Annotated in this window: 23 protein-coding genes; 12 read left to right on the top strand and 11 right to left on the bottom strand. The window is 70.1% G+C overall.

Translation table 11 applies throughout. The features are described 5' to 3' along the window. Window positions 1-16 precede the first annotated feature (16 nt). Window positions 17-2,905 (bottom strand): AfsR/SARP family transcriptional regulator, encoded by a 2,889-nt coding sequence (locus tag J2853_RS15860; protein ID WP_307558642.1) that lies wholly within the window; start codon window positions 2,903-2,905, stop codon window positions 17-19. A 359-nt stretch (window positions 2,906-3,264) separates the two neighbouring features. On the opposite strand from J2853_RS15860, the gene J2853_RS15865 reads away from it, so the two are divergent. From J2853_RS15865 to J2853_RS15885, 5 genes are all read left to right on the top strand, one after another. Continuing rightward, on the top strand, window positions 3,265-4,695 hold the full coding sequence (locus J2853_RS15865) for an N-acetylmuramoyl-L-alanine amidase (RefSeq protein ID WP_307558644.1): 1,431 nt from the start codon (window positions 3,265-3,267) through the stop codon (window positions 4,693-4,695). Between the two features lie 279 nt (window positions 4,696-4,974). Further along, on the top strand, window positions 4,975-6,897 hold the full coding sequence (locus J2853_RS15870; protein WP_307558646.1) for a Xaa-Pro dipeptidyl-peptidase: 1,923 nt from the start codon (window positions 4,975-4,977) through the stop codon (window positions 6,895-6,897). Between the two features lie 324 nt (window positions 6,898-7,221). Then, entirely contained in the window at window positions 7,222-8,076 is an 855-nt protein-coding gene (locus J2853_RS15875) for a copper resistance CopC family protein (RefSeq protein WP_307558648.1), read from the top strand. 34 nt (window positions 8,077-8,110) lie between these two features. Further along, window positions 8,111-8,485, top strand: a complete 375-nt coding sequence (locus tag J2853_RS15880; RefSeq protein WP_307558650.1) for a cupredoxin domain-containing protein — start codon at window positions 8,111-8,113, stop codon at window positions 8,483-8,485. Window positions 8,486-8,494: 9 nt separating this feature from the next. Next, complete coding sequence (locus tag J2853_RS15885) at window positions 8,495-9,811, top strand: hypothetical protein (protein ID WP_307558652.1); 1,317 nt, start codon at window positions 8,495-8,497, stop codon at window positions 9,809-9,811. A gap of 124 nt (window positions 9,812-9,935) precedes the next feature. Here J2853_RS15885 and J2853_RS15890 read toward each other — a convergent pair whose 3' ends face one another. Both J2853_RS15890 and J2853_RS15895 read right to left on the bottom strand, forming a co-directional pair. After that, window positions 9,936-10,238 carry a hypothetical protein gene (locus J2853_RS15890; RefSeq protein WP_307558654.1) on the bottom strand — a complete coding sequence of 101 codons (303 nt, stop codon included), beginning with the start codon at window positions 10,236-10,238 and terminating at the stop codon, window positions 9,936-9,938. A gap of 315 nt (window positions 10,239-10,553) precedes the next feature. Further along, window positions 10,554-11,039 carry an FBP domain-containing protein gene (locus tag J2853_RS15895; protein ID WP_307558655.1) on the bottom strand — a complete coding sequence of 162 codons (486 nt, stop codon included), beginning with the start codon at window positions 11,037-11,039 and terminating at the stop codon, window positions 10,554-10,556. 81 nt (window positions 11,040-11,120) lie between these two features. On the opposite strand from J2853_RS15895, the gene J2853_RS15900 reads away from it, so the two are divergent. Both J2853_RS15900 and J2853_RS15905 read left to right on the top strand, forming a co-directional pair. Further along, window positions 11,121-11,729 (top strand): TetR/AcrR family transcriptional regulator, encoded by a 609-nt coding sequence (locus J2853_RS15900; protein WP_307558657.1) that lies wholly within the window; start codon window positions 11,121-11,123, stop codon window positions 11,727-11,729. A gap of 383 nt (window positions 11,730-12,112) precedes the next feature. Beyond that, entirely contained in the window at window positions 12,113-12,880 is a 768-nt protein-coding gene (locus J2853_RS15905) for an ArsR/SmtB family transcription factor (RefSeq protein WP_307558659.1), read from the top strand. 263 nt (window positions 12,881-13,143) lie between these two features. Here the strand turns inward: J2853_RS15905 and J2853_RS15910 are convergent, their stop codons facing one another. Together J2853_RS15910 and J2853_RS15915 are read right to left on the bottom strand one after the other, a co-directional pair. Then, a complete protein-coding gene (locus J2853_RS15910; protein WP_307558661.1) occupies window positions 13,144-13,455 on the bottom strand; it encodes a hypothetical protein in 312 nt (103 codons plus the stop codon). A 343-nt stretch (window positions 13,456-13,798) separates the two neighbouring features. Beyond that, window positions 13,799-14,299: a hypothetical protein gene (locus J2853_RS15915; RefSeq protein ID WP_307558663.1), complete on the bottom strand. Its 501-nt coding sequence runs from the start codon at window positions 14,297-14,299 to the stop codon at window positions 13,799-13,801. A gap of 200 nt (window positions 14,300-14,499) precedes the next feature. On the opposite strand from J2853_RS15915, the gene nthB reads away from it, so the two are divergent. The 3 genes from nthB to J2853_RS15930 are packed head-to-tail and all read left to right on the top strand — an operon-like array spanning window position 14,500 to window position 16,111. Further along, window positions 14,500-15,165 (top strand): nitrile hydratase subunit beta, encoded by a 666-nt coding sequence (gene nthB, locus J2853_RS15920; protein WP_307558666.1) that lies wholly within the window; start codon window positions 14,500-14,502, stop codon window positions 15,163-15,165. After that, window positions 15,162-15,758, top strand: a complete 597-nt coding sequence (gene nthA / locus J2853_RS15925; protein WP_307558668.1) for a nitrile hydratase subunit alpha — start codon at window positions 15,162-15,164, stop codon at window positions 15,756-15,758. The genes nthB and nthA overlap by 4 nt, the downstream gene beginning before the upstream one ends. Continuing rightward, a complete protein-coding gene (locus J2853_RS15930) occupies window positions 15,755-16,111 on the top strand; it encodes a nitrile hydratase accessory protein (protein ID WP_307558670.1) in 357 nt (118 codons plus the stop codon). Before nthA ends, J2853_RS15930 begins: the two co-directional genes overlap by 4 nt. 193 nt (window positions 16,112-16,304) lie before the next feature. On the opposite strand, the gene J2853_RS15935 is transcribed toward J2853_RS15930, so the two are convergent. The 4 genes from J2853_RS15935 to J2853_RS15950 all read right to left on the bottom strand — a co-directional run bounded on the left by J2853_RS15935 (window position 16,305) and on the right by J2853_RS15950 (window position 20,526). Further along, a complete protein-coding gene (locus J2853_RS15935) occupies window positions 16,305-17,822 on the bottom strand; it encodes a carotenoid oxygenase family protein (RefSeq protein WP_307558673.1) in 1,518 nt (505 codons plus the stop codon). A 212-nt stretch (window positions 17,823-18,034) separates the two neighbouring features. After that, the gene (locus tag J2853_RS15940; protein ID WP_307558675.1) at window positions 18,035-18,442 is read right to left on the bottom strand and encodes a cupin domain-containing protein; all 408 of its coding nucleotides are present in this window, start codon (window positions 18,440-18,442) and stop codon (window positions 18,035-18,037) included. 45 nt (window positions 18,443-18,487) lie between these two features. After that, window positions 18,488-19,309 carry a phosphoenolpyruvate hydrolase family protein gene (locus tag J2853_RS15945; RefSeq protein ID WP_307558677.1) on the bottom strand — a complete coding sequence of 274 codons (822 nt, stop codon included), beginning with the start codon at window positions 19,307-19,309 and terminating at the stop codon, window positions 18,488-18,490. Then, entirely contained in the window at window positions 19,306-20,526 is a 1,221-nt protein-coding gene (locus J2853_RS15950; RefSeq protein ID WP_307558679.1) for a Tm-1-like ATP-binding domain-containing protein, read from the bottom strand. The genes J2853_RS15945 and J2853_RS15950 overlap by 4 nt, the downstream gene beginning before the upstream one ends. A gap of 285 nt (window positions 20,527-20,811) precedes the next feature. Between J2853_RS15950 and J2853_RS15955 the strand changes: the two genes are divergently transcribed. Next, entirely contained in the window at window positions 20,812-21,345 is a 534-nt protein-coding gene (locus tag J2853_RS15955) for a VOC family protein (RefSeq protein WP_307558681.1), read from the top strand. Here J2853_RS15955 and J2853_RS15960 read toward each other — a convergent pair whose 3' ends face one another. Both J2853_RS15960 and J2853_RS15965 read right to left on the bottom strand, forming a co-directional pair. Further along, the gene (locus tag J2853_RS15960) at window positions 21,346-22,335 is read right to left on the bottom strand and encodes a helix-turn-helix transcriptional regulator (protein ID WP_307558683.1); all 990 of its coding nucleotides are present in this window, start codon (window positions 22,333-22,335) and stop codon (window positions 21,346-21,348) included. A 30-nt stretch (window positions 22,336-22,365) separates the two neighbouring features. Further along, entirely contained in the window at window positions 22,366-23,463 is a 1,098-nt protein-coding gene (locus J2853_RS15965) for an IS630 family transposase (protein WP_307554255.1), read from the bottom strand. A gap of 322 nt (window positions 23,464-23,785) precedes the next feature. On the opposite strand from J2853_RS15965, the gene J2853_RS15970 reads away from it, so the two are divergent. Next, complete coding sequence (locus J2853_RS15970; protein WP_307558684.1) at window positions 23,786-24,400, top strand: SDR family NAD(P)-dependent oxidoreductase; 615 nt, start codon at window positions 23,786-23,788, stop codon at window positions 24,398-24,400. Window positions 24,401-24,466: the final 66 nt, after the last annotated feature.

Below are 24,466 nucleotides of genomic sequence, written 5' to 3' on the forward strand. Positions count from 1 at the left end.
CGGCCCCCCGGGTTCGTCATCCCCGCGACGGAGGGCCGTACGGACCGGCTATGGGTCTCAGTGCCAGGTCGGCGCCTCCGCGCAGCTCGCGCCGTAGCGTGCTGGCATGGCGCAGGTAGTCCCTGGCCAGGTGGGCACGGCCGGCGGAGTGATGCAGTTCGCCGAGTGTCTGGATCGCGGCCGCCTCCCCGCTCCGGTCGCCGAGCTGCTGGAAGATCACCAGAGATCTCTCCAGCTGGGCCGAGGCGTGCGACCGCTCGCCGCGGACCACCTGGAGCCCGCCCAGGCCCTGCAAGGCGTAGGCCCCGCAGTGGCGGTCGCCGAGGCTCTCGAAGATGTCCAGCGCGTGCCCCTGGAAGCGCATCGCCTGGTCCGCGTCGGCGGCCAGGACGTGTAATCGCCCGACCTGCATGGACACGCACCCCTCCCGGTGGGGGTCACCCAGCTCCCTGGCCAGCCGGAGCGCCTGTTCGAGCCACTCGGAGGCCTGGCCCGGCTCGCCCAGCTCCAGGCAGACCCGCCCGATCGCCTGCCGCGCGTACGCCTCACCGCTCCGGTTGCCCGTGGCGAGGAACATGGCGAGGGCCCTGCGGAAGTATCCGAGGGCCACCCGATGCTCACCGCAGAACTGGTTCACCGCCCCCAGCCCGCAGATCGAGGTCGCCTCCCCCCGCGTGTCGCCCAGCTCGCGGAAGATCACACGAGATCGCCTGAACATCTCCGCCGCCTCGGCGTAACGGTCCTGGTAGAGACAGACCTGGGCCAGGCCGCGCAGCATGGCCGCCTCGCCCTCGAGGTCCTCGGCGAGACGGGCGGCGTCCAGGGCGATCCGGTGCGTGTACTGCCACGCGTCGAAGTGACATCGCAGGTCGAAGTAGGGGACGAGGACCGCGGCGAGTCCCCACGCCGACTCGGCCGCTCCCGTGTCGGCGGCCAGCCGTACCGCGCCCACCAGCGCGTCGTGCTCGGCGTCGAACCACGACAGCGGGTCCGCGGTCAGCCGTCCGACGGTGTCGCCCGCCAGGTTCCAGCGGACGGCCTTCTCCGAGGTCATGCTGAAAACCGTGGTGGGCAGCCGCGCCCTGGCGTTCTCGGCGGTGGCCATCCACGCCCCGAACACCCTGGTGAGCGCGTGCCGTTCGAGGTCGCCGCCGGCCTTCTCCCTCGCGACGCAGCGGAGCAGGTCGTACAGCCGGAAGCGGGGCTGCCCGATCAGGTCGGTCCCGGCCAGCTGCAACAGGTTCGCGTCGACCAGCACGTCCATCACGTCGTCGGCCCGGTGCCGGTCCAGCACGGCGTCGACCACCCAGCCGGGAAGGGAGCCGGGACCGAGGAGTCCGAGCGCGCGGAAGGTCATGGCGGCGTCGTCGGGCAGCAGCCGGTAGCTCCGGTTGAGGCTGACCCGCATCTCCAGGTCCCCCGCGTACAGCTCGCCGAGTCTGCCCGACTCGTCGTCCAGCCGTTGCCGCAGCACGCGCAGCGACCAGCCCGGCCGCCCGGCCAGCCTCGCGCCCGCGATCCTGACGGCCAGCGGCAGCCGGTCGCAGTAGCGCACGATCGCCGCGGCGGCCTCCCGCTCCCCCTCCAGCCGCTCGGCGCCCACGATCCTGCCCAGGAGCTCCTCGGCCTCCTCCTGCGGCAGCACGTCCAGCTCCAGCCGCGTCGCGCCGGGCAGTTCGGTGATCCGCCGCCGGCTCGTCACGAGCACCGCGCAACCGCTGCCCGGCAGCAACGGGCGCACCTGCGCGGCTCCGGCGGCGTCGTCGAGGAGTATGAGCATCGGGCGTCCGGCCAGCAGGGACCGGTACAGCGCGGACCGTTCGTGCACGGTGTGCGGCAGGCCGTCCTCTCCGACGCCCAGCGCCCGCAGCGCCTGGGCCAGCAGCTCGCCGGGATCGGCCGGCTCGTGCGCGGTGCCTCCGAGGTTCAGGTAGAGCTGCCCGTCGGGGTAGTCGGCTTGGACGGCGTGCGCGCAGTGCACGGCCAGCGCCGACTTGCCCACCCCCGGCGGCCCCGCCACCACGATGACCGAAGGCGGCCCGTCCGGCGATCGCTCCCGGGGCGAGAGCGCCCGCCTGAGCGCGGCGACGGCGTCGGCCCGGCCGGTGAAGTCCGAAACGTCCGGGGGGAGCTGGTGAGGGGTGGGAAGGGTCGTGGCCGGAGGGGGCTCCCCCGCCAGAATGACCGCGTGTGCCCGGCGCAGCTCCGCGCCGGGTTCGATTCCGAGTTCGGTGACCAGCCGCTGCCTGATCGCGGTGTAGGTGCGAAGCGCCTCGGCCTGCCGCCCGCTCCGGTGCAGGGCGAGCATCAGACGTTGCGAGAGGTCCTCCCGGAAGGGGTGCTCTCCCAGCAGCCCGCGCAACTCGCCGATCGCGTCGGCGTACCGGCCCCGGTCCATTCTCAGGTCGATCAGCTCCTCGGCCGCGGCGAGCCGTACCTCCGTGAGCGACCGCAGGCGGCTGTCCCAGAGCGGGCTGTTCGGCAGGTCGGCGAGCGGGGTGCCGCGCCACAGCGCGAGCGCCCGGCACAGCCGGTCGTGGGCCTCCTCCGTACGGCCGGCCGCCCGCGCTCCGGCGATCAGGTCCTCGAAGAGGAGGAGGTCGAGGTGTTCGGCCGGCACCTCGATCGCGTAGCCGCGCGGGTGCGCCCGGATTCCGGCGCCGGTCGCCTTGAGGCCGCCACGCAGCGAGCTCACGTACGTGCGGAGGTTCGCGTGGGCGGACTGCGGGCGGTCTCGTGGCCAGAGCACCTCGACGAGGAAGTCCGCGGTGACCACCTGGTTCGCGTCGAGCAGCAGCGAGGCCAGCAGGACTCGGGGCTTCGTGCCCCCGAGGTGGAGAGAACGTCCCGAGATCCGGACGTCCAGCGGACCGAGCACGCTGAATACGGGCTGATCAATCACCATGACCGGACTTACCCCTCCCGAGGAGGCGTTGCAACCATTCATGCGGGTTATGTCATTTGACCCTTACAGATCTTTAAACCCATTTTTGATGTTCCCTGTGCGACTGAACCCCGGCAAGTGTCATTCGGAGAGATCCAACAGACAGGGCACGTTCCCCGTCAAGGCCATGCCCGCCGCAATCGCAGGAGATGACCCGTCCCGCCCGCCCACGCTGCGAGGTGCGTCCGACAGTCCCTTCGAACCCTGCGGTTGACAACGACGAGGGGCTGTCTCCGCCGTCGGCCGACGGCGGAGACAGCCCTTTCGACGAACCCACCTTTTAGGAGATACCCCCGATGCCCCGACTCCGTCGTTTAGCCATGCTGCTGGCAGGCTCACTTCTTCCTCTCGCGCACCTGGCGGGACCGCCCGCCAGTACCGCCCCGACGGCCCCACCGTCTCAGACCGCCCCGGCGGGCACCCTGGACTCGGCCTTCGCCCGCGCCGCCGCGACCTACGAGGTGCCCCGCGACCTGCTGGTCACGCTCGGATACGCCGAGACCCACCTCGACGGGCACGGCGGCGCGCCGAGCGCGAGCGGCGGCTACGGAGTCATGCACCTGGTCAGCAGCCCGGCCGGCCGCACCCTGGAACGCGCGGCGACACTGACCAGGCAACCGGTCGCGGCGCTGAAGGCCGACGACGCGGCCAACATCGTGGGCGGCGCGGCGGTGCTGCGCGCCTACGCCGACGAGCTCGGCCTGGACGCGACCGCCCGCAAGGACCCCGGGAAGTGGTATCAGGCGGTGGCCAAGTACGGCAACGCCTCGACCCCCGAGGTGTCCCGGCTGTACGCCGACACCGTCTACGAACTGCTGGCCAAGGGGGTACAAGCCGTCACCACCGGCGGCGAGGCTGTGACCACGACGGCGCGGACGGTGCAGCTCGACCGCGGCGGCTACGGCACGGCACGTGATCTGGGCACCCTGGCCGCCGCGGCCGTGGACTACCCCTCGGCCCGCTGGGTGGCGGCCAGGTCCTCCAACTACGCCGTCTCCAAGCGCCCGTCCAGCAACGTGATCGACCGGATCGTCGTCCACGTGACCCAGGGCTCCTACGCGGGCACGATCTCCTGGTTCCAGAACCCCGCGTCCCAGGTCTCGTCCCACTACGTCGTCCGCTCCTCGGACGGCGCCGTCACCCAGATGGTCCGTGAGAAGGACCGGGCCTGGCACGCCGGGAATTACAACAGCCGGTCGGTCGGCATCGAGCACGAGGGCTTCGTCGACAACGCCTCCTGGTTCACCGACTCGATGTACCGCGCGTCGGCCGCGCTGACCCGCAGCATCGCCGACCGGTACGGCATCCCCAAGGACCGCGCCCACATCGTCGGGCACAACCAGGTGCCCGGTGCGACGCACACCGACCCGGGCCCCAAGTGGGACTGGACCAGATACATGCAACTGGTCAACGGCGGCGGTAACCCGAACACCCCGCAGTCGGTCTGCGGCAAGGGCTACACGCTGGTCGACAGCGCGGCCCTCGGCTCGGCGGGCACCGTCTACCTGCTCTACAACACCGCCAACGACAACAACTGCGTGGCCACCATGAAGAACTCGTCCCTCGGCAAGGCCACCGCCACCACGGCCTACCTCGAGGTACAGGGCCAACGCCGGGTCACCCACTCCGGCAACGTCACCCACTACGCCGGCCCGGTACGCGGCTACGCGCTCGACAAGTGCGTCAAATGGGGCGGCAAGGCCGGCTCCTTCTCCTACAACAGTCCCTTCGAGTACTGCATATCCACCTAGCGGCTCGTTCCCGTGACGGCCGGCGCGTAGGCGGCCCGACGAACGCGGGAGCCCGGGCCGACGCCGTCGGCCCGGGCTCCCGATCGGATCGGGAACCGGCGGGCCGTGGCACGCGAATCCATCCCCCACCGATCCCGACAATCCATGAGGGATCCATACCGTCGGCGCCATGTCACATACCAGGACCAGGGTGATGTCGAACGTGTAAAGGATCTTGTCGGCCATACAGGACACTCGTGAAGATTGCGGATGTTTCCCTAGCTCCTCTGGAGGCTCCGCTTGCCAAAGTTACGAGCAGTCCTCATCGCCTTCGCCGTTGTCGCGGCGGGTGCAACCCCGGCTCACGCGAACACCGAGCCCTCCATCACCGTCAAGCAGGGGCGGACCCAGCCGGTCTTCTCCTACGCCGACGCCATCCGCGAGTCCGTCTACGTCGAGTCGAGCGTCGACAGCGACTCCAACGGGAAACTGGACCGGGTCCGCGTTGACATCATCAGGCCCAAGGAGTCGGGCCCCAGGCTCAAGGTGCCGGTGATCATCGACGAGAGCCCGTACTACGACAACTCCGGTCGTGGCAACGAGGCCGAGCGGAAGACCTACGACGCCAACGGCAACATCACGAAATTCCCCCTGTTCTACGACAACTATTTCGTGCCGCGTGGTTACGCCGTCCTCCACGTCGACATGATCGGCACCACCGGGTCCGAGGGCTGCCCCGACGTCGGCGGCCCGGCCGACGTGCTGGGCGGCAAGGCCGTCATCGACTGGCTGAACGGCCGCGCCGCCGCCTACCGCGCCGACGGCACGCCCGCGGCCGCGAACTGGACCACCGGCAAGGCCGCGATGATCGGCAAGTCCTACGACGGCACGCTGGCCAACGCCGTCGCGGCGACCGGGGTGAAGGGGCTGGAGACGATCGTCCCGATCTCGGCGATCAGCTCGTGGTACAAGTACCAGCGCTCCAACGGCGTGGTCTACAACTACAACTACATGTCGCGGCTGGGAAACACCGTCGACACCGACCCCGACGCCAAGTGCGCGGCCGTACGGGCGCGCATGGACGCCGAGGACGGCGACGACACCGGCAACTACAACGCCTTCTGGGCCGAGCGGGACTACATCTCCGGCTCGCTGGCCGACGTCTCCAAGGTGCGCGCCAGCGTCTTCGCCGTGCACACGGTCAACGACCTCAACGTCAAGCCCGACCACTTCTCCGAGTGGTGGCAGGCCCTGGCCGACAGGAACGTGCCCCGCAAGATCTGGGTCGGGCAGTACCAGCACGTCGACCCCTTCGACTTCGAGGGTCGCCGGGACATCTGGGTCGACACGCTGCACGGCTGGTTCGACTACTGGCTGCTCGGCGTGAAGAACGAGATCATGCGCGAGCCCCGCGCCGACGTGCAGACCAGCCTCAACACCTGGATCACCCAGCGCGACTGGCCGGCACCGCTCGCCCTGAAGGTCCCGTTCCGTCCCGCGGCCGACGGCTCGTTCGGCCTCATCTCCGCCAGGAAGGGGCAGACCGCCACGTTCACCGACGTCCGCCAGTCCGAGGACGCGATGGTGGCCGACGTCGGCACGACCAAGCCGGGAAGGGTGGCCTTCACCACCGGCGCGTTGCCGTTGGACCTGCGCCTGTCCGGTACGCCCGTGGTGGACCTGCGCGTCGCGCTCGACAAGCCCACCTCGAACCTGACCGCGCTTCTCGTCGACTTCGGCGAGGACACCCGGGTCGACTGGCGTCGTAACCAGGGCGTCACCAACCTCACCGAGGAGAGCTGCCACGGCGAGAGCACGGCCGCCGACGACGCCTGCTACAAGAAGGTCGTCACCAACCTGGCCACCCGCCCGCTGGAGATCGTCGCCCGCGGCTGGATCGACGTGCAGAACCGCCAGTCGCTCAGCTCGCCCTCACCGCTGACGCCGGGCACCTACGGCCAGGTCAAGTGGGAGACCCTGCCGCAGGAGTACATCTTCAAGAAGGGCCACAGGCTGGGCCTCGTGGTCGCCGGTACCGACTCGAACTACAGCGGCGAGACGGCCACCGGTGCGAACGTCACCATCGACCTGGCCAAGAGCAAGGTCGACATCCCGCTGGCGCTCACCCTCCTCACCAGCCGTGACGTGCCGAAGGACACGTCCAGGTGGCAGGGCCCGCAGCAGCTGAACCTGCCGGTGCCGGAGGAGAACACGTTCTTCTGATCCCCGACGACTGACCCCGTACGACGTACGACGTGATGGAGGCGTGAGTCCGGCCTGGCGCCGGGCTCACGCCTCCTTCGGTTCGGTACGGCGCGCCTCGCCGGAGCGGCCGGTTTCACTCCTCCCGCCGCGCGCTTTTTCGCGGCAGAGACAAAGCCGTACCTGCATAAACCGAAATCACTGCTCATAACGGTAAATGTGAGCATAGTTCTGTTCAAAACAAGCAAAAGTCGCTACTCTCAGCGGGAATTGGTCTCCACCGGCCGGAGTCTTCCGCAGTTCTCCCGGCCGGTGGGCTCTACCACGCGGAGAGCGGAGGCGGCGATGGCGCGGTGGCTGGACCGGTTGCTCGTGCTGACCCTCGTCGCCGGCGTCGCGCTGACCGCCCTCACGACACCCGCGGCCGCGCACGGCCAGCTCGTGGTGTCGACACCGGCCAAGGACAGCACGGTGTCCACCCCGCTGGAGTCGCTCGCGCTCTACTTCACCGAGAAGCCCTCCGCCGACGCGTACTTCACCCTCACCGCCCCCAGCGGCGTCCGAGTCGACCGGCCCTGGTCGCACGGCGAGCCCATCCGTCTCGACGAGCCGGTTCAGGAGTACACGCTCATCAACGGCGTCTGGGAACCGAGCCTCTACCACACCGGATTCCCGGCGAAGGTCCCGGTTGCCCACTGGCCGGAGCGGGGCCTGTACGTCGCGCGCTACCAGTCGGTCGCCTCGGACGGCGAGGCGGTCCAAGGGGAGGTCCGGTTCACCTACACGGGCAAGACCTCGGCGCCGCCCAAGGGCTGGAAGGCCCCCACCAACCCGCCCAACCCCGCCCTGCTGGCCGCGCTCGGCCACGGCGGCCCCACCCCGACCAGGGCGTTCGGGGCCACCACGCCCCAGCCCGCGTCGCCTGCCGTACCGCAGACCGGGCCGCAGTCCGCGCCCGCCACACCCCAGGCCGGATCTCAGCCGGCGCCCCCCACCGACTCCGGCACCGGCGTGATGGTGTGGCTGCTGCCCGCCGTCCTCGTCGCCGGCGTGGGGGTCATGGTGGTCCGGGCGGCACGCCGGCCCTCGCCCTCGGGAACGACCCGGCCGCATCCCGCCGGGCCCCGGGCGAGAACGCCGGCCCAGCGCGCGGCCCCGCCGCGCAAGGCACGGCGCACCAAGGCCGCCAAGCGACGTTGACCCGCCGTCCTCACCGCCCCCCAGGAGAACAGCCATGACGTTCCCCCTTGCCCGATTCCGCCCGTTGCTCGCCGCCGTGCTCGGCCTGGCGCTGCTGATGGCCATGCCGGCGTGCGGCGCGTCGAGTGCCGCTCCCGGAGCCTCGGAGGTCAAGGAGATCGCGGTGACCATCGCCGGTCAGACCGTGACCCCGCCACCGGGACGGATCGACGTGGCCAAGGGCCAGACGGTGCGGATCGCCGTGACCGGTGACGTGGCCGACGTGGCGCACGTGCACGGCTACGACAAGGCGGCGGACCTGAAGCCCGGCACTCCCGTGACGATCGAGTTCGTCGCGGACCGGGACGGCCTGTTCGAGGTCGAGACACATGATACGAATCTGCAGCTGTTCCAGCTCGTGGTGCGTTAGGCCCGCGGGATGCTACTGGCTCACGGTATCGGCGGCCGGCAGGATCTGCCGATACCGTTCGAGGCCGCGCTGATCGGCGCGATCCTCGCACTGCTGGTGTCGTTCGCGGCGCTCGGCGCCCTGTGGACCGAACCACGGCTGGGCGGCGACCTTCGCCGCGGCCGCCCGCTGCCCGCCGTCCTCCGGCGGGCGGTGGCCTCTCCGGCGTGGCCGTGGCTCTGGCGGATCGCCGGGCTCGTCGCCGCGGCGTACTTCTGCGTAGGTCTGATCTTCGGCCCCGACCGTGCCGAGAATCCCACGGCGGGGGTCTTCTACGTTCTGTTCTGGGTCGGCCTGGCGCCGCTGTCGCTGCTGTTCGGCCCGGTGTGGCGTGCCCTCAACCCGTTGCGGACGCTGCACCTGCTGGTCTGCAAGGGACTCGGGCGCGACCCGCGCACCGGGCTGCGGCCGTTGCCGCCGGGTCTCGGCCACTGGCCCGCCGCGGCCGGCCTCTTCGCCTTCGTGTGGCTGGAACTGGTCGCCCCCGAGCGGGCCACCCTGCCCGTCATCGGGACCTGGCTCGCGGCGTACGCCGTGCTCATGCTCGCGGGAGCGGTGCTCTTCGGGTCGCGGTGGTTCGGCCACGCGGACGCGTTCGAGGTCTACAGCTCCCTCGTCGGCAGGCTCTCCCCGGTGGAGAGACGTCGCGACGGCGTCCTGGCCTGGCGCAACTCACTCGACGGGATGGCCGGACTCCGGCCGGTGCCCGGACTGACGGTGCTGGTGGTGGTGCTCCTCGGGTCCACCATGTACGACAGTCTCTCCAACGCCCCGATCTGGGTGCGCCTCGTGCAGGAGAGTTCGATGCCGGCGCCGGTGATGGGGACGGCGGGCCTGGTCGTCGTCATCGGCCTGGTGCTCGCGGCGTACCGTGGTGCGACCGCGCTGGCCGGCCGCTGGGGCGCGGCGGAGCCGGGCACGACGGCGGGCGAGCTCGCCCACGCGATCGTGCCGATCGCCGTCGGGTACGTGATCGCCCACTACTACTCGCTCTTCCTCCTGGAGGGACAGCGGACCCTCGCCCTGCTCTCCGATCCGCTGGACACCGGCGCCAACTGGCTGGGCACCGCCGGATGGACCGTCCACGCGGCCGGCACCACCCCCGCCGGGATCGCCGTGCTCCAGGTGACGGTCATCGTCATCGGCCACGTGCTCGGCACCGTCCTCGCCCACGACCGCGCGCTGGTCCTGTTCCCGAGGCGGACGGCCGTCATCGGGCAGATCCCCCTCCTGGTGCTGATGGTGCTCTACACCGTGGCGGGCCTGCTTCTCCTCTTCGCCGGCTGATCCGCGCGGCGGCACGGGCCGCCACGCCGGGCCGGAGAGCGTGACCGAGAGCCGTGGCCGGCGAGCCGGCGGCCGGTACGTCGCCGGTTCGCCGTGGCCGGGTCACCAGACGTCCCTGCCGATCTCAGCCCGCCACCCGGCCGCCGCCCTTGCACCGGCGGCAGCCGACCCACACCGTCGTGACGACGGCGCCTCCTCCGGCGGTCGTGGTCTCGCGTTCCTTGTCGTGACCACCCGCTCCGCCGCAGTCGCCACAGGTCTTCTTCATCCCTGCCCGCGCCTTCGCCTTCTTCTGCCCGGCGACCGGTGCGACATCGGCGAAAGAAGCCTTGATCTTCTCGGCCTGTTCCCGGGTCAGGAAGGGAAGGACGACCTTGCCCCCTCCTTCCGTGGGGATTCCAAGAACATGTTGTCCCAGCTCGGGCACGGCTTTCTCCTAACGTCAGGGCTGATCATCACAAAGTCATCAAAGACGAACCGTCTATCACGCGTCGCCGATCCTCACGGTAAGTGCGCGCGGAGAACGCCGCAGCCGCACTCGCGCACGGCGCGGGCGGTGAACGGGTCGAGCGGGGTGTCATCACCCGGCCTCAGGGTGACGGGCTCCGCCCCGGCTCGGGCGAGGGTCAGCGTCGGCCGGATGGTGCCGGGACCGCCGGCAGCCGGTGCGACAGCGGGCCGTGCCCGGTGCGTTCCGGTTCCGGCGCACCGCGCACGAGGCCGGGCTCGACGAGGATGTCGATCATTGGGTCACCTTCCGCAGGAACCCGGTCACGTTGGCCGAGGTCCTGTGGATCTTCTCTTCGAGCGTGAGCGACTCGTGCATCCGCCCACCGGGTCCGACGTCCTTCTTGCCGCGCAGGTAGAGGGAGCAGGCCAGGTCGGTGCAGATGTAGGTGCCCACGGAGTTGCCGCCGCCGCCGGGGAGACGGGCGACCATCAGCGACACGCCGTCGCCGGTGTGCGTGGTCAGGCAGAGCGAGCACATGCTGCGCCGCACCTGTCCGGCATGCGAGGTGGCCCGTCGCAGTGCCACCCCTGCCAGGCCGTCCTCGTGCTCGGCGACCAGGTAGGCGCGCCCCGGCGACGAGGGGTCCTGCCAGCCCAGGAAGTCGAGGTCGTCCCACGGCCGGGCATCCAGGTCCCTGGGTACGGCAAGGCGTTTGGCCTCGCCCTTGGTGCAGTTGACAAAAGAGGCGCGGATCTCGTCCTCGCTGATTGACCTCATAGCCATGAAACTATTCGACGTATGCCCGTGCCGCAAATGATTATGAATTATCCTAGGAGCCCTAGGAATGGAGGACGGCGCATGGCGCGTGCCGGAGTGACGGTCGAGCTGCTGGCCGAGGCGGCGGCGGAACTGGCCGACGAGGTGGGGCTGGAGAACGTGACGGTCTCGGAGCTGGCGCGCAGGTTCGGCGTGAAGGACGCCAGCCTGTACTCACACATCCAAAACGCGCACGAGCTGCGGGTCCGGGTGGCCGTGCTGGCCCTGGCCGAGCTCGCCGACCGGGTCGCGGCGGCACTGGCGGGGCGGGCGGGCAAGGACGCGCTGGTCGCCTTCGCCGACGCCTACCGCGACTACGCCAGGGAGCATCCGGGCAGATACACGGCGACGCAGGTCGAGCTCGACCCGGAGACCGCGAAGGCGAGCGCCGCGCGACGACACTCGGACATGGCGCGGGCCATCCTGCGGGGCTACTCGCTGGCGGAACCCGACCAGACCGATGCGGTCCGGCTGCTGGGCAGCACCTTTCACGGGTTCGTGAGCCTGGAACGGGCAGGCGGCTTCCGCCATCATCCACGCGGTGCGGACGAATCCTGGGGTCGAGTGCTCGACACACTCGACGTCGCGCTCCGCAACTGGCCGGCGCAGGCCGTCGATTCCGGCAGCGGCCGGAAACAGAGGGGCTCCTGATCCGCCTGTCGGCGGAAACGCGTTGCGATCCGCCGATGTGAACGTTCGGCACGACGGCGGCTTTCTGCCGACGCGAACGTTCGGCACGACGGCGGCGACTCATAGTGACGCGCACCCGCCAACTGAACAATGGCGCCGCAGATCGCACCTCGAAGGGTCACGACACGGCCGTCTCGATCTTGACGCTCGACGCCGCATTTTCGATCCGTGCAAACGCACATGCCTAAAAGGCGCGACCGGAAATCCCGCGGTTCATGGCCGCCGGCCAGTCGCGATCCCTCCCCTGGGGGAGGCGCTCGGCCTTCGCAAGGGCTGTCATACCCCGACGTTAACGGCGAAACGCTTCGATGGCCGTCAAATAGAGGCGGGCTTAATCTGGCCATATGAGACAGCTGGAATCCGTACTCCAGGTGGGCGGAGACACCGACATCGCGATGATCGGCGCTCTGGTCGCCGACCCCGGGCGATGCCGGATCCTGCTCGCCCTCGATGACGGCCGGGCCCTGCCCGCCAGCCATCTGGCCGCCGAAGCCGGGGTCAGCCCCGCCACCGCCAGCAGCCACCTGGGCAAACTGACCGAAGCAGGGCTGCTCGCCGTCGAGGCCCGTGGACGCCACCGCTACTACCACCTCGCCGGGCCCGCCGTCGCGCACCTCATCGAGGCCCTGCAACAACTCGCGCCCGCCGCACCGATCCGCTCGCTCCGTCAGGAAAGTCGCGCCCGGGCGCTGCGCGAGGCCCGCACCTGCTACGACCACCTGGCCGGGCGCCTGGGCGTCGAACTCATGTCCGCGATGATCGAACGCGGCCATCTGAGCGGCGGGGACGGCACCTTCGACCTCGCGCGCGCCCACCACGACCAGCCCACCGGCTACGGCCACGACGTCGACTACACCCTCACCGAATCCGGTGAGGCACTCCTCACCGGATTCGGCCTGCACCTGCCGATATGCCGACGGCCCGTCCGCTACTGCGTCGATTGGAGCGAGCAACGCCACCACCTCGCCGGAGCACTCGGCCGCGGCCTGCTCGGCCGGTTCACGCAAGCCGACTGGATACGGCGCACCGACACCACCCGCGCCGTCCGCCTCACCGACATCGGCCGCCAAAGCCTGCACGACCTCTTCGGCGTCGACCTCACGTCACCGTGAGTGAGCCCGGCCCCTGCGACCCGGCCCACGCCGTACCGCATCCGCACGGACGGTCACTGTCGGTGAGGAGCGGCTGACGCGCGGCACGGACCAAGGACGACGCCGCCACCGGCGAACCGATGGAACGGGGGCCGTCCGCCGACGATCAGCGCTGAGACGCGTGAGCACATCTGCTTGATCGTCGGCGGACGGCCCCCGCCGGGTGGGGCATCGCCGGGCACTCGACCTGGAGTCCGAAGACGCCGGCCGAGCACCTCGTCGCCCTAGTGGCGGTTGAAGCCGCGGTCACGGTGGTCGCGGCTGTAGTGGTGGTCGCGGGCGTAGTCGAAGGAGACGGCGCTCCAGCGACCGCCGGACCAGCGGTAGAAGCGGTGTCCGTCGAAGTGGTAGCGCCCGCCGCGGTTGAGGGTGTTCATGGTCACGCTCGCGTTCGCGACGGTGGCGACGGCGGTGGTGGCGGCGGCGGTGGCGGCGGCGGTGGCCGCGGACGCGGCTCCTCCGGTGGAGGCGATGACGCCGCCGGCGATGGCCAGGGTCGCGACTGCGGTGGCGAGGCTTCGGGTGAGCTTGTACATGTCATTTCCCCTTTGTGGTGGTGCGTTGTTCTCAACGCATGCCTCAACCTAGATGGGTGAAATGTTCTTTTCTGCGTATAAAGTCACATTTATAGGCCAGTGTGCACTATGACGCATTTATGCCGATTTTTTGGATGTGTCATCTGGGGCCGGCGCCGGGCCGTACGGCGGTGACCTGCGCAAACGTGGCTCCTGGCGCAGGATCCGCCCCAGCCGGCGCTCGACGGCTTCGAGACGGCGCGGACCGCACGACGCGCCGTCTCGGCTGCCGCACCGCGAAAGCGGGCTCCCCCTGGGATCGCCTGGCACCGCCGCGCGGGCCGTCCGCAGCCGAAGAACGCGGTCAGGCGAGGCTGTCGTCTCCGCAGAAGACACACCCCCGGTAATAGGACAGCGGGGAAAGGACCCGGTGGCGTACGCAAGAGACGGCGACCACCTCCTCCGGGACCGGGAACCGGCGTGGTTCCGGAACGGCCGTGGACGGGTCGAACGCCTTGACCATCTGGCGGAACCGCCGCAGGGAGTCCTGGACGAAGGGGGGATCGTAGCCGAGCTCGTCCCAGCGGTGGCGGCTGAGCGCCAGGTCGACGACCTCCACCACGAAGCCCTTGTTCGTGGTGTGCTCGGCGGGGGCATCTCCCCAGTCGAGGTCTTCCAGGTCGAACCCCACGACTCCCCTGCCGAAGGCGGTCTGGTCCTGCTCCGCGATCAGTGCGGCGAATCGGAATTCCCACTCCCGGCTCGCGAGAGCGGACACCGCGAGCGTCAGCACCTCGACGAAGACCTCGGTGCCCCCGTTCGACATGTACAGATAACTGCCACCACCGCGGAACCTGTTCGCCACGCGATCACCCTACGGCGAAGGCACCCGGACCGGATCTCAACCCGGCGGAAACCGGCGTTCGGGGAACCGCGTGTATTCCCGACGGGCGCCGCCGCTCAGATCGGAAACCGCCCTGTCGGCGAATTTCACCCGCACCGAACCTGAGTCATACGTTCCGCTAAACGTCTGTCTGTCATCGTAGATCTACGAGAGGTGATGACATGGACGGAATCGCCGACATGGGGGGCACCGAGGGCTGGGGCCCCGTTCATCCGCCGCGCGACGACGAACCGGTCTTCGAGAAAACCTGGCAGGGCCGGGCGTTCGCGCTGGGACATTTCTCCATGCGGCTTTCCGGATGGAACATGGACGCGTTCCGGCATGCGATCGAGCGCCTGGACCGGAGCGCCTACCTGGACGACGGCTACTACGGCCGCTGGCTCAACGGCACCGAGCTGATGCTCACCGAGAGCGCCGTCCTGGCGCCGGACGCGATCGACGCCCGAGCGCGCAACCTGCGCGGCGAACACGTCGGGGAACCGCCGGTCCCCGAACCCGCCGGCCCCGGCCGCGCCCCGGCCGCCGAGAGCTCGCTACGCACCGTGGACACCCCTCCGGCCTTCGCCGTGGGCCAGCGGGTGCGCGCCAGGAACATGTCACCGCCCGGGCACACCAGGCTGCCGGGTTACGTGCGCGGGCACGCCGGAGTCGTCGACCTGATCCAGCCCGCCGCGGTGCTGCCGGACACGAACGCCCACTTCCAGGGCGAGAACCCGCAGTACGTCTACTCCGTGCGGTTCGACTCCCGCGAGCTGTGGGGCGCCGGCACCGACCCCTTCGCGGTCACCGCCGACCTGTTCGAGAGCTATCTGGAGAAGATCGCATGACCGGTGACGGATCCGCCGAACGCCTTCCCCCGGCGCTGCGCGCCGAGGCCCTCGAACAGTTGCTCACCGAGCGGGGCCTGGTCGACCCGGCCGCGATGGACAGGCTCATCACCCGGTACGAGACCAGCGTGGGCCCGCTCAACGGCGCCAAGGTGGTCGCCAGGGCATGGACCGACCCGGAGTACCGGCGGAGGCTGCTCGACGAGGGCACCGCCGCCATCAAGGAGCTGGGCTTCGGGGGGCCGCAGGGCGAGCACATCGTTGTCGTGGAGAACACCGCGACCGTCCACAACGTGGTGGTCTGCACGCTGTGCTCGTGCTACCCGTGGCCGGTGCTCGGCCTGCCGCCGAGCTGGTACAAAGACCCCGCCTACCGTGCGCGGATGGTCAGGGAGCCGCGCACGGTGCTGTCCGAGATGGGTCTCGAACTCGCCGGCGACGTGCGGATCACCATCCGCGACTCCAGCAGCGAGGTGCGCTGGCTGGTGCTGCCCGAACGGCCGGCCGGCACCGAGAACCTGTCCGAGGAACAGCTCGTGCCGCTGGTCACCCGGGACGCGATGGTCGGCGTGGCCAGGGTGAAAGCGCCGTGACCGCCCCGCTGGACATCGAGGGCCCGGCCGCGCCGCCGCGTTCCAACGGCGAGCTGGTGTTCGCCGAACCGTGGGAGAGCCGCGCCTTCGGCATGGCCGTCGCCCTGCACGAGGCGGGCGTGTTCACCTGGCCGCGGTTCCAGGCGGCGCTGATCGCCCGGATCGCGGCCTGGGAGTCCGCGCCGGCCGAGGGCGAGGGCTGGAACTACTACCGGAACTGGCTGGGCGCACTGGAGGACGTGCTGGCCGACGGCGGCATCGTGTTCGCCGGCGAGGTCACCGCGCGCGCCCGGACGCTGACCCGGCGTCCCGCCGGCCACGACCACCCGGACGACCACGACCACCCGCACTGACCCCGGAGAAGACCGGCTGGAGGGTGGCCTCCCGGCTCGGCGCGCGGACTCTGGGATCGGCGGCCTCCTTCACCCCGAGGAACGGCAACCCCTCAACCGGTGTCGCGTTCGCTCCTGATCGGCCGCCGGCGATCAAGAGCCTCGTGGATATGGCGCCGTCATCCGGATGCGGTCCGGCTCCCCCGGTGCCACGTCATAGCCGCAGAGCGTGGGCGGGTGACTCGGCGTCGCGCCAGCCGGGGATCGACTCGCCCGCCGCCCAGGTGGCGTGGGTTCCGCTGGAGATGCGCTCGGGAAGCCTGAGCCGCGCCAGCGGACCGTCGGCCACCCCTGCCGCGTCGAAGATCAGGCACTCGGAACGATCCTCGTTCATGTCGGTGGTCAGCGTGACGAGGTAACCGTCGTCCTCGGCGGAGGATCCCACCCGCGGCGCCATCGCGGGCTCGCTGCCGTACACGCCGGTGGGCAGCCCGAAACGCTCCTCGGTCCCGGTGAGCAGGTCGTGACGGACCAGCCCGTCGAACAGGAACCACCCCTCCAGCCCGGTCGCCGCGTAGGCGTAGCGGTGGCGACGGCCGCCGTAGGCGTTGTTGAGCACGCCGAACTCGGTGACGGAGTCGGTCAACCGCTCCTCCGCGCACCGGCCCGTCACCAGGTTCAGCCGCCAGCGGTGGAGCCGGGTCTGCATGCGGTCGAGCGCCAGGAAGCGGAACATCCGCTGATACAGGCCGCCCTCACCGGTGTCCCCGGGCTCGGGGGAATCCTGGAAGAACCCGTCCAGGACGATCTCGTCGCCCTCCTCGTAGGCGTTGACCCAGTGCAGGACGTAGGTGGGATCGGCCTCGAACCACTGGATCGGCCGGCCGCCGCCTCGGCGGGGCACGACGGCCAGCCTGGTCGGCAGCTCGGGGTGGAACCGCGCCGCGTACAGGCCCTTCGCCATCAGCTCGGGCTCCCAGAACAGGGGGCAGTCGTTGAGGATGGCGTAGTTCTCGGTGAAGGCCATGTCGTGCGGCAGGCGCGGCCCCGGAAGCGGGACCTCCACGTAGTGGCTGAGCCGGTCGTCGGCGTCGACGACCCCGTAGTGCATGTAGGGCTCGCCGGTGCCGTAGTTGAAGAAGAGAAGCTCGCCCGTGCGCGGGTCGGTCTTCGTGTGCGCCGAGACCCCGCAGTCGTAGGGGAAGGCCCCGCCCCACTCCGCCTTGCCGAGTGTCTCCAGGGTCAGCGGATCCAGCCGGTAGAGGTCTCCGCACTGGTAGAAGCTGGTGAGCGCGACGCCCGCGTGGACCATGACGTCGGTGCTGGAGGCGTCCTTCATCCGGCCTCGGGCGCCCCAGCCGTCCTGGCGCGGCGAGGAGGCGGGCCGCTCGGCGAGCCCGGCCCAGAGCGGTTTTCCCGCCTCCCGCTCGGCGAGCAGCCCGTCGGTGCGGATGAAACGGTTGCGGTAGAAGGCCTTGCCGTCCCTGAAGCCGACGACGTGGACCATGCCGTCGCCGTCGAAGGGGTGGTAGCGCTCGAGCGCGGGGTGCACCGGGTTCTCGGTGTTGCGCAGGTAGACCCCGTCGAGGTCCGCCGGTATCTCTCCCTCGATCACCTCCAGGTCCTCGGCGCGCCACTCGGTGGTCTGCGGCCGCCACGGCCCGGTGCGGTAGGGGTGGTCGTCGTCCTGTGGCAGGGTCGACAGCACGCGTCCGACGACTTCGACGTCCAATGCTCTTCTCCTCAGCTGGCCGCGCCGGGCCCGGTCGCCGGGGTCCGACCTCCCCGGACCGCCGAGCCGGACCCTGTCGTCCGGCGCCGACGACGAAACCGGTGATCGTCTTCCCCATTCTGATCGCCCGCCCGCCCGCCGACAAGGGCGGCGGGGCGCCCTGGAACGAAAGGACGGGCCCGGCGACGTCGTGGCCTCGGGGAAGGTCGCGATCAGGCCTGGCGCCACTCCGCCACGGTGCCCGCCTCGTGGACGCGCAGGTCGGGTGCGCCCTCCAGCGCCTTCTCCTCACCGCCGGGGGTGTAGGTGACGATCAGACGCAGCGGGCGCCAGGTCGCGTTGAAGGTCGAGTGGTAGGCGCCCGCGGGAATGTGCACGGTGTCGCCTTCCTTGATCGTGAACGGCTCGCCGTCGGCGACCGTCTGCACGGCCTCGCCGGAGATCACGTAGAGGATCTCCTCGGCGTCCGGGTGGTTGTGCCGGGCGTGCCCGCGGCCCGGGTTGACGATGACCTCGCCGAAGGTGCTGCCCGATCCCTCGACGGTGGACGGGGTGACGAACCATTTGATGAACCCCCAGTCGAAGGCCATCGTGGGTACGGCGTCCGGGCTCACATGCACGACATCTCCTCAGAGCTTCCCTCGGGGTCCACGTGGACCGGTGATTCAGAACTTCAGCGACTTGAAGGCCCTGACCTGCTCGGTGATCGCGCGCTCGGTCGGCAGCCGCTCGACCGACGACGCTCCGAAGAAGCCCACGACTCCCCGGGTGCGTTCCAGGACGTAACGCGCGTCCTGCGGCTCGGCGATCGGGCCGCCGTGGCAGAGGACGAGGATGTCGGGCCGGACGGCCACCGCGGCGTCACGCATCGCCTGGACCCGTTCGACGGACTCGTCCAGGGTCAGGGCGGTGCCCGCGCCGATGCTGCCCGCGGTGGTCAGCCCGACGTGCGGGACCAGGACGTCGGCGCCCGCCTCGGCCATGGCCCGCGCCTGGCCGGGGTCGAAGACGTAGGGCGCGGTGAGCAGGTCGCGCTCGTGCGCGAGCCGTACCATCTCGATCTCCAGGTCGTAGCCCATACCGGTCTCCTCCAGGTTCTGGCGGAAGACCCCGTCGTACAGGCCGACGGTCGGGAAGTTCTGGACGCCGGCGAAGCCCATGTCGGCCAGCTGGTCGAGGAACCTGGGCATCAGCCGGAACGGGTCGGTGCCGCACACCCCGGCGAGGACCGGGGTGTCCCGGACGACGGGAAGCACCTCTCCCGCCATCTCGACGACGATCTGGTTGGCGTCGCCGTACGGCAGCAGCCCGGCGAGCGAGCCGCGGCCCGCCATCCGGTAGCGGCCCGAGTTGTAGATGATGATCAGGTCGACGCCGCCGGCCTCGGCGCACTTGGCGGACAGTCCGGTTCCGGCGCCCGCCCCGATGACCGGCCTGCCCTCGGCGACGGTACGGCGGAGCCTGGTGAGAACGTCGTCGCGGTTCATCCCGCCCCTCCGGAGGAGATCATCAGGTGCAGCCGGTCGGCCATCGCACGGCCGAAGCCGGGGTCGTTGACGTGCAGGTCGAGTTCCTCCACCCGTACGGCGGAGCCTCGCAGGCCCTCGCGTACGGCCTCGAAGCAGGCCTGGTCGGCCTTCGGGTCGTGGAACGCCAGCCCCGGGGAGTCCAGGGCGGATACTCCCCCGCGCGGAAGGAAGAGCATGGTCGGACCGGTCGCGCCGCGCAGCTTCCCTGCCACCTGGTGGCCGAGTTCGGCCATCTCCCCCGCCGTGGTGCGCATCAGCGTCACGGTCGGATTGTGGATGTGGAACAGCCGCCCCTCGAAGCCCTCGGGCACGGTGTCCCTGGGACCGAAGTTGACCATGTCCAGCGCTCCGGGGGCGACGACCTGGGGCACGCCGTTCGCGCCCGCCGCGGTCAGTCGCCCAGGCCCCGCCGACAGCACTCCCCCGACCAGGTCGTCGGCCAGCTCGGTGGTGGTGAGGTCGAGCACTCCCGCGATCAGCCCGCTGCCGACCAGCGCCTCCAGCGCCTGCCCGCCGGATCCGGTGGCGTGGAAGACGAGGACCTCGTATCCGAGCTCCTCCAGGCGTTCCCTGGCGGCGTCGACTCCGGGCGTGGTCACGCCGAACATCGACGCGGCGACGAGCGGGCGGTCGTCGGCGTCGGCGGGGACCGCGACGCGCGCCATGCCCGCCACGGCGGCCGCGGCGTTGCCGAGGATGCGCCCGGAGACCCGGTTGATGCCCGCGATGTCGACGACGCTGTACATCAGCGTCACGTCCTTGGCGCCCACGTAGGGGGAGACGTCGCCGGAGGCCATGGTCGACACGATGACCTTGGGCAGGCCGATCGGCAGATCCCTGACGGCTCGGCCCGCGATCGAGGATCCGCCGCTGCCGCCCACCGCGAGCACGGCGTCGAGCCGGTTCCCGGCGTACAGCTCGGCCAGGATCACCGCGGCGCCCTCGCCCATCGCCGTGACGGCCGCGCCCCGGTCGCCGGCCGCGCGCAGCGCCTCGAGGTCGGCACCCCCGGCCTTGGCGACCCGGCCGTTGTCGATGTCGGCCGCCACCCGCGACTCACCCACCCCGGCGTCGACCAGGACGACCTCGCAGCCGAGATCGCGCAGTCGCTCACGGAGCCAGGCGTACTCCTGCCCTTTCGTGTCCAGCGTCCCTATCAGACAGATCGTCGGCATCTCGCCACGCCCCTCTGCTCGAAGACCTTCCTCGTCACGTTAATCGTGTTGATCGGCTTCGGGAACCCGGCGTACCGGACGCGATCACGTCCTTTCGCGGCGCGACCTCGCCTCGACGCGCGCCGGAGAGGCGCGGGTGTGCCGCCGGTGCCGACGTTCGGTCACCTCGGTCTCGCCGGCGCGGTGACCGCGTTCTCCGGCTCGCACCTCACATGGCGCCCCAATTCTCCTAGAATGTCATTCTAGGATTGGCCTGCTCACCGGTCCGTACCGCAAGGAGCCCACGTGCACGTCTCGCCAGAACTCCCGGAACTCCGTCAGCTCCGGGAACTCAACGCCGTCTTCGACCACACCGCCGTCGCCGCACCGCGGATCAGGGATCTCCTGCCGATCTACCATGATCTGCTGGGCGGCACCTTCCGCAGCGGCGGCGACCACCAGCTCGGCGGCTACCGGGCCATGCAGCTCACCTATCCGGGCGGCAGCAAGATCGAACTGATGGAGCCGCTCGCCGGATCCACCTTCTTCGACAGTTTCTTCGAGCTCACCCGCGGCAGGGGCGGCGTGCACCACCTCAACTTCCACGTGGACGACATCGACCGGGCGGTGTCCCTGCTCACCGGGCGCGGCTACCGCCTGCACGGCCTCAACCTGGGCGACCCGAGGTGGCGCGAGGTGTTCCTGCACCCCAAGGAGGCTCACGGCGTGCTGGTCCAGCTCGCCCAGCCCGGCCCCCGCGACTCCGAACCTCTCCCCTCCCTCGACGACGTCCTGGCCGGCCGGGGCCGCCGGGGCAACGGAATCCCCAGCCCCGCCTGATCAGAGCCCGGAACGACGTCGCGGCCCCGGCGCGTCATGCCCGTTTCCCCCGCGCGTGCCCGCGCCGCCCTCCACCCGCGCGGTTCTCGAACCGGATCGGGGCACCGGCTCGGCTCGGCGGCCGAGCCTTTCCTCACAGGCGGCCGGCTCGCCGGCCGCGCCTCGGAGTATCCGAGCCGGCATGGCCCAGCCGGCCAGCAGGTTCACGGCCTCCTGCGAGGGGGAACCGGGTTCGGCGGTGTAGACGACCAGCAGCTGGTCAGGGTCGGCGGCCATCGTCAGCACCTCGTAGTCGAGTTCCAGGTCGCCGACCAGGGGATGGCGGAAGCGTTTCCTGCCGAAGGTGCTCTCGACGACGCGATGAGCGGCCCAGAAGCGGCGGAAGTCCTCGCTCTTCGTCCTCAGCTCATCCACCAGCTCGGCGGTGCGCCGGTCGTTCGGGTGGCGACCGGCGCTCAACCGCAGCATTCCCACGAGCTGGGAGGTCACGGCCGCCCAGTCGCGGTACAGCACCCGCGTGGACTCGTCCAGGAGCATCCAGCGCACCAGGTTGCGGTGCTTGCACGGCATGGCGTTGAAGTCGGCCATCAACGCCCGTCCGATGACGTTGCAGGCCAGCACGTCTATCCGGCGGTCCAGAACGTACGCGGGCTGCAGGGGGAGGGCGTCCATGAGTCGGTGCAGGCCCGTGCGGACGCCCTGCGGGGCCACCTGCCGGCGGACGCACGCGGGCCGCGGCCGGGCCAGGTTGAACAGGTGCGCCCGCTCGGCCGGGTCCAGCCGCAGCGCCACGGCCAGGGCGTCCAGCACGGCCTCGGACGGGGTGATGTTCCGCCCCTGTTCCAGACGGGTGTAGTAGTCAGCGCTCACCCCGGCCAGCCGCGCCAGCTCCTCACGACGCAGGCCGGGCACCCGCCGATACGGCATGGCCGCGGGCAGCCCGACCGATTCGGGCTTGATTCGAGCTCGCCGGTTACGCAAGAACTCCATGAGCTCAGCGTTTCGGGTCATAGTGGCCCGTCACGCAACCTTGGCCGGGTAACTGGTCCAGCTTCTGATGGGTGAGCTGGCGGCGAAGTTCGTCTTGGGCCGGGCTTGGGCGTTGCGCCAGCGCACATAGGCGCCGATCGCCGCGTTCTGCTCGGCATGGCTGCGGTGATCAGTGCCATTGAGGGCGTAGTAGCGCAAGGCGGCGAATTCGGACTCGATCCAGTTCAACCACGAGCCATAGGTCGGCAGGAACACCAGCTCGACATCGTTGGCAGCCGCCCAGGCGCGGACCTCGCGGTGCTTGTGCGGCGAGTAGTTATCCATGATCACATGCAGTTTTTCGCCAGGCCAGCGCGCCCGGAGCGTCTTGAGGAAGGACAAGAACTCCCGCCAGCGTTTGCGTTTGCGGATGCGGTAAAACAGCTTGCCGGTGGCCAGATCCAGGGCCGCGATCATCTGCATGACGCCGTCGTAGCGATGGTAGGTGGCCCGCAGCCGGGCCGGTGAACCCTGAGGTCGCCACCGTTTGCCCTTACGCGGCAGCAGATTCAGCGGCCCGAGCTCATCGACGCAGATCACCCGCCCATCAGCGGGCGGGCTGTCATACAGCTTCAGCACGCGTCGCATCTTGGCGATGAAGTGCGGGTCGGTGGATGCCTTCCACGTCGTGGTGGTCTGCCAGCTCACCCCGCCCTTGCGCAGGATCCGCCGCAGATGCTCGCGGCTGATCGCCGCCACCACCCCTCGGGCGATGAGGTGCTCGGCCAGCGTGCGCAGGCTCCAGGTCGACATGCCGGCGATGCCCCACTCAGCGGGGACCGTCTTGGCGATCAGGCAGATGCGCTCACGCACCCGCTCACTGATCGCCGGGGGACGGCCCCCGCTCCATTTTGGGTCCAGCGCGTCAAACCCCCGCTCGTTGAAGGCGTGGATGACATCACGGACGTAGTCGTCACCGACCTGCATCAACGAGGTGATGTCCGGCACCGACTGGCCCTGGCCGGACATCATCACCACGATCGCCCGCCGCAACTTGATCGGATCCTTCGCGGTCCTCGTGATCCGCTGCAGTCTGCGGCCTTCCTCCATCGACAACGGCCGGACGAACACCTCTGGTCGGCGCGCCATGACCACCTCCCTATCTTGCGGAAGCAGCCAGCCTGACGGGTTCACCCCAGGAGATCAATTACCCGTCCAAGGTTCAGTGACGGGCCAATAGCTCCATGGTGCTCCGCCGTTTCCCAGCCCGGTGCGACGGGGTGCTCCGTTCCTAGGTATTCGTCTCCTAGGTCAAACTGGGCACCCGCACGGTCTCGGAAGACGTTCGGACCGGCGTTATTAGTGGAAGGACGGCCACAACGGCCGCCTCTCGTGAGACGGCGCGCAGCCCCGTGCGGATCGTGGCCGGCTCACCGAACCAGTCGGCGCTCATCCGATGGGGAGAAACATCGTGAAAACCTGGCTCATCGCCGGCTGCTCCACCGGCTTCGGCCGACATCTCGCCCAGGCCGTGCTGGCTCACGGCCACAGAGTCGTTGTGACCGCCCGCGACGTCGAACAGGTTGCCGACCTCGCGAGGGAAGGCGGCCGCCACGCACTGGCGATGAAACTCGACGTCACCGACCATGAGCAGGTGGTGTCCACGATCGGCCGGATCATGTCGGCCTTCGGAGGCATCGACGTGCTGGTCAACAACTCCGGCGTCGGCTGCTTCGCCGCGGCCGGGCGAAGCCCCGGCGATCAGATCCGCCGGGCGGGGCTCAGCGCCTTCGGGTTACCCGACGAGGTCCTCCTCGTCGAACCCAGCGAGCTTCACATCGGCAGGATCCTCTGTCCGCGGGCGGAGACCGCCTTGGCGGAGGAGCTCGGTCGCACGCCCACGGCCGGCACCCGGCGGGCGGCCGTCCGCGAGAGCGTGGGATCGGACGGCGACGATCCCGAACACGCGGCCATGGCGATCATCAAGGCGGTCGACGCCGACCCCCCTCCGCCCCGGTTGTCGTTCGGCCACGACGCCTACGAGTTCACCCTTGTCAGGCTCGGCGAACTGCGCGGGAGACTCTGACCCCTGAAGGCGGAGGATCCCGCTCGAAGATCGGAGAGTCCGCCTTCGGACGCCCGGTCAAAACAA

It is taken from the genome of Streptosporangium lutulentum, assembly GCF_030811455.1.
GTDB lineage: Bacteria > Actinomycetota > Actinomycetes > Streptosporangiales > Streptosporangiaceae > Streptosporangium > Streptosporangium lutulentum.

What these genes read in the sequence shown, in the direction of transcription:
- J2853_RS15860 (WP_307558642.1), bottom strand. Translation starts at nt 2,905, where the DNA reads ATGGTGATTGATCAGCCCGTATTCAGCGTGCTCGGTCCGCTGGACGTC.
- J2853_RS15865 (WP_307558644.1), top strand. Translation starts at nt 3,265, where the DNA reads ATGCTGCTGGCAGGCTCACTTCTTCCTCTCGCGCACCTGGCGGGACCG.
- J2853_RS15875 (WP_307558648.1), top strand. Translation starts at nt 7,222, where the DNA reads ATGGCGCGGTGGCTGGACCGGTTGCTCGTGCTGACCCTCGTCGCCGGC.
- J2853_RS15880 (WP_307558650.1), top strand. Translation starts at nt 8,111, where the DNA reads ATGACGTTCCCCCTTGCCCGATTCCGCCCGTTGCTCGCCGCCGTGCTC.
- J2853_RS15885 (WP_307558652.1), top strand. Translation starts at nt 8,495, where the DNA reads ATGCTACTGGCTCACGGTATCGGCGGCCGGCAGGATCTGCCGATACCG.
- J2853_RS15895 (WP_307558655.1), bottom strand. Translation starts at nt 11,039, where the DNA reads ATGAGGTCAATCAGCGAGGACGAGATCCGCGCCTCTTTTGTCAACTGC.
- J2853_RS15900 (WP_307558657.1), top strand. Translation starts at nt 11,121, where the DNA reads ATGGCGCGTGCCGGAGTGACGGTCGAGCTGCTGGCCGAGGCGGCGGCG.
- J2853_RS15905 (WP_307558659.1), top strand. Translation starts at nt 12,113, where the DNA reads ATGAGACAGCTGGAATCCGTACTCCAGGTGGGCGGAGACACCGACATC.
- J2853_RS15910 (WP_307558661.1), bottom strand. Translation starts at nt 13,455, where the DNA reads ATGTACAAGCTCACCCGAAGCCTCGCCACCGCAGTCGCGACCCTGGCC.
- nthB (WP_307558666.1), top strand. Translation starts at nt 14,500, where the DNA reads ATGGACGGAATCGCCGACATGGGGGGCACCGAGGGCTGGGGCCCCGTT.
- nthA (WP_307558668.1), top strand. Translation starts at nt 15,162, where the DNA reads ATGACCGGTGACGGATCCGCCGAACGCCTTCCCCCGGCGCTGCGCGCC.
- J2853_RS15945 (WP_307558677.1), bottom strand. Translation starts at nt 19,309, where the DNA reads ATGAACCGCGACGACGTTCTCACCAGGCTCCGCCGTACCGTCGCCGAG.
- J2853_RS15950 (WP_307558679.1), bottom strand. Translation starts at nt 20,526, where the DNA reads ATGCCGACGATCTGTCTGATAGGGACGCTGGACACGAAAGGGCAGGAG.
- J2853_RS15960 (WP_307558683.1), bottom strand. Translation starts at nt 22,335, where the DNA reads ATGGAGTTCTTGCGTAACCGGCGAGCTCGAATCAAGCCCGAATCGGTC.
- J2853_RS15965 (WP_307554255.1), bottom strand. Translation starts at nt 23,463, where the DNA reads ATGGCGCGCCGACCAGAGGTGTTCGTCCGGCCGTTGTCGATGGAGGAA.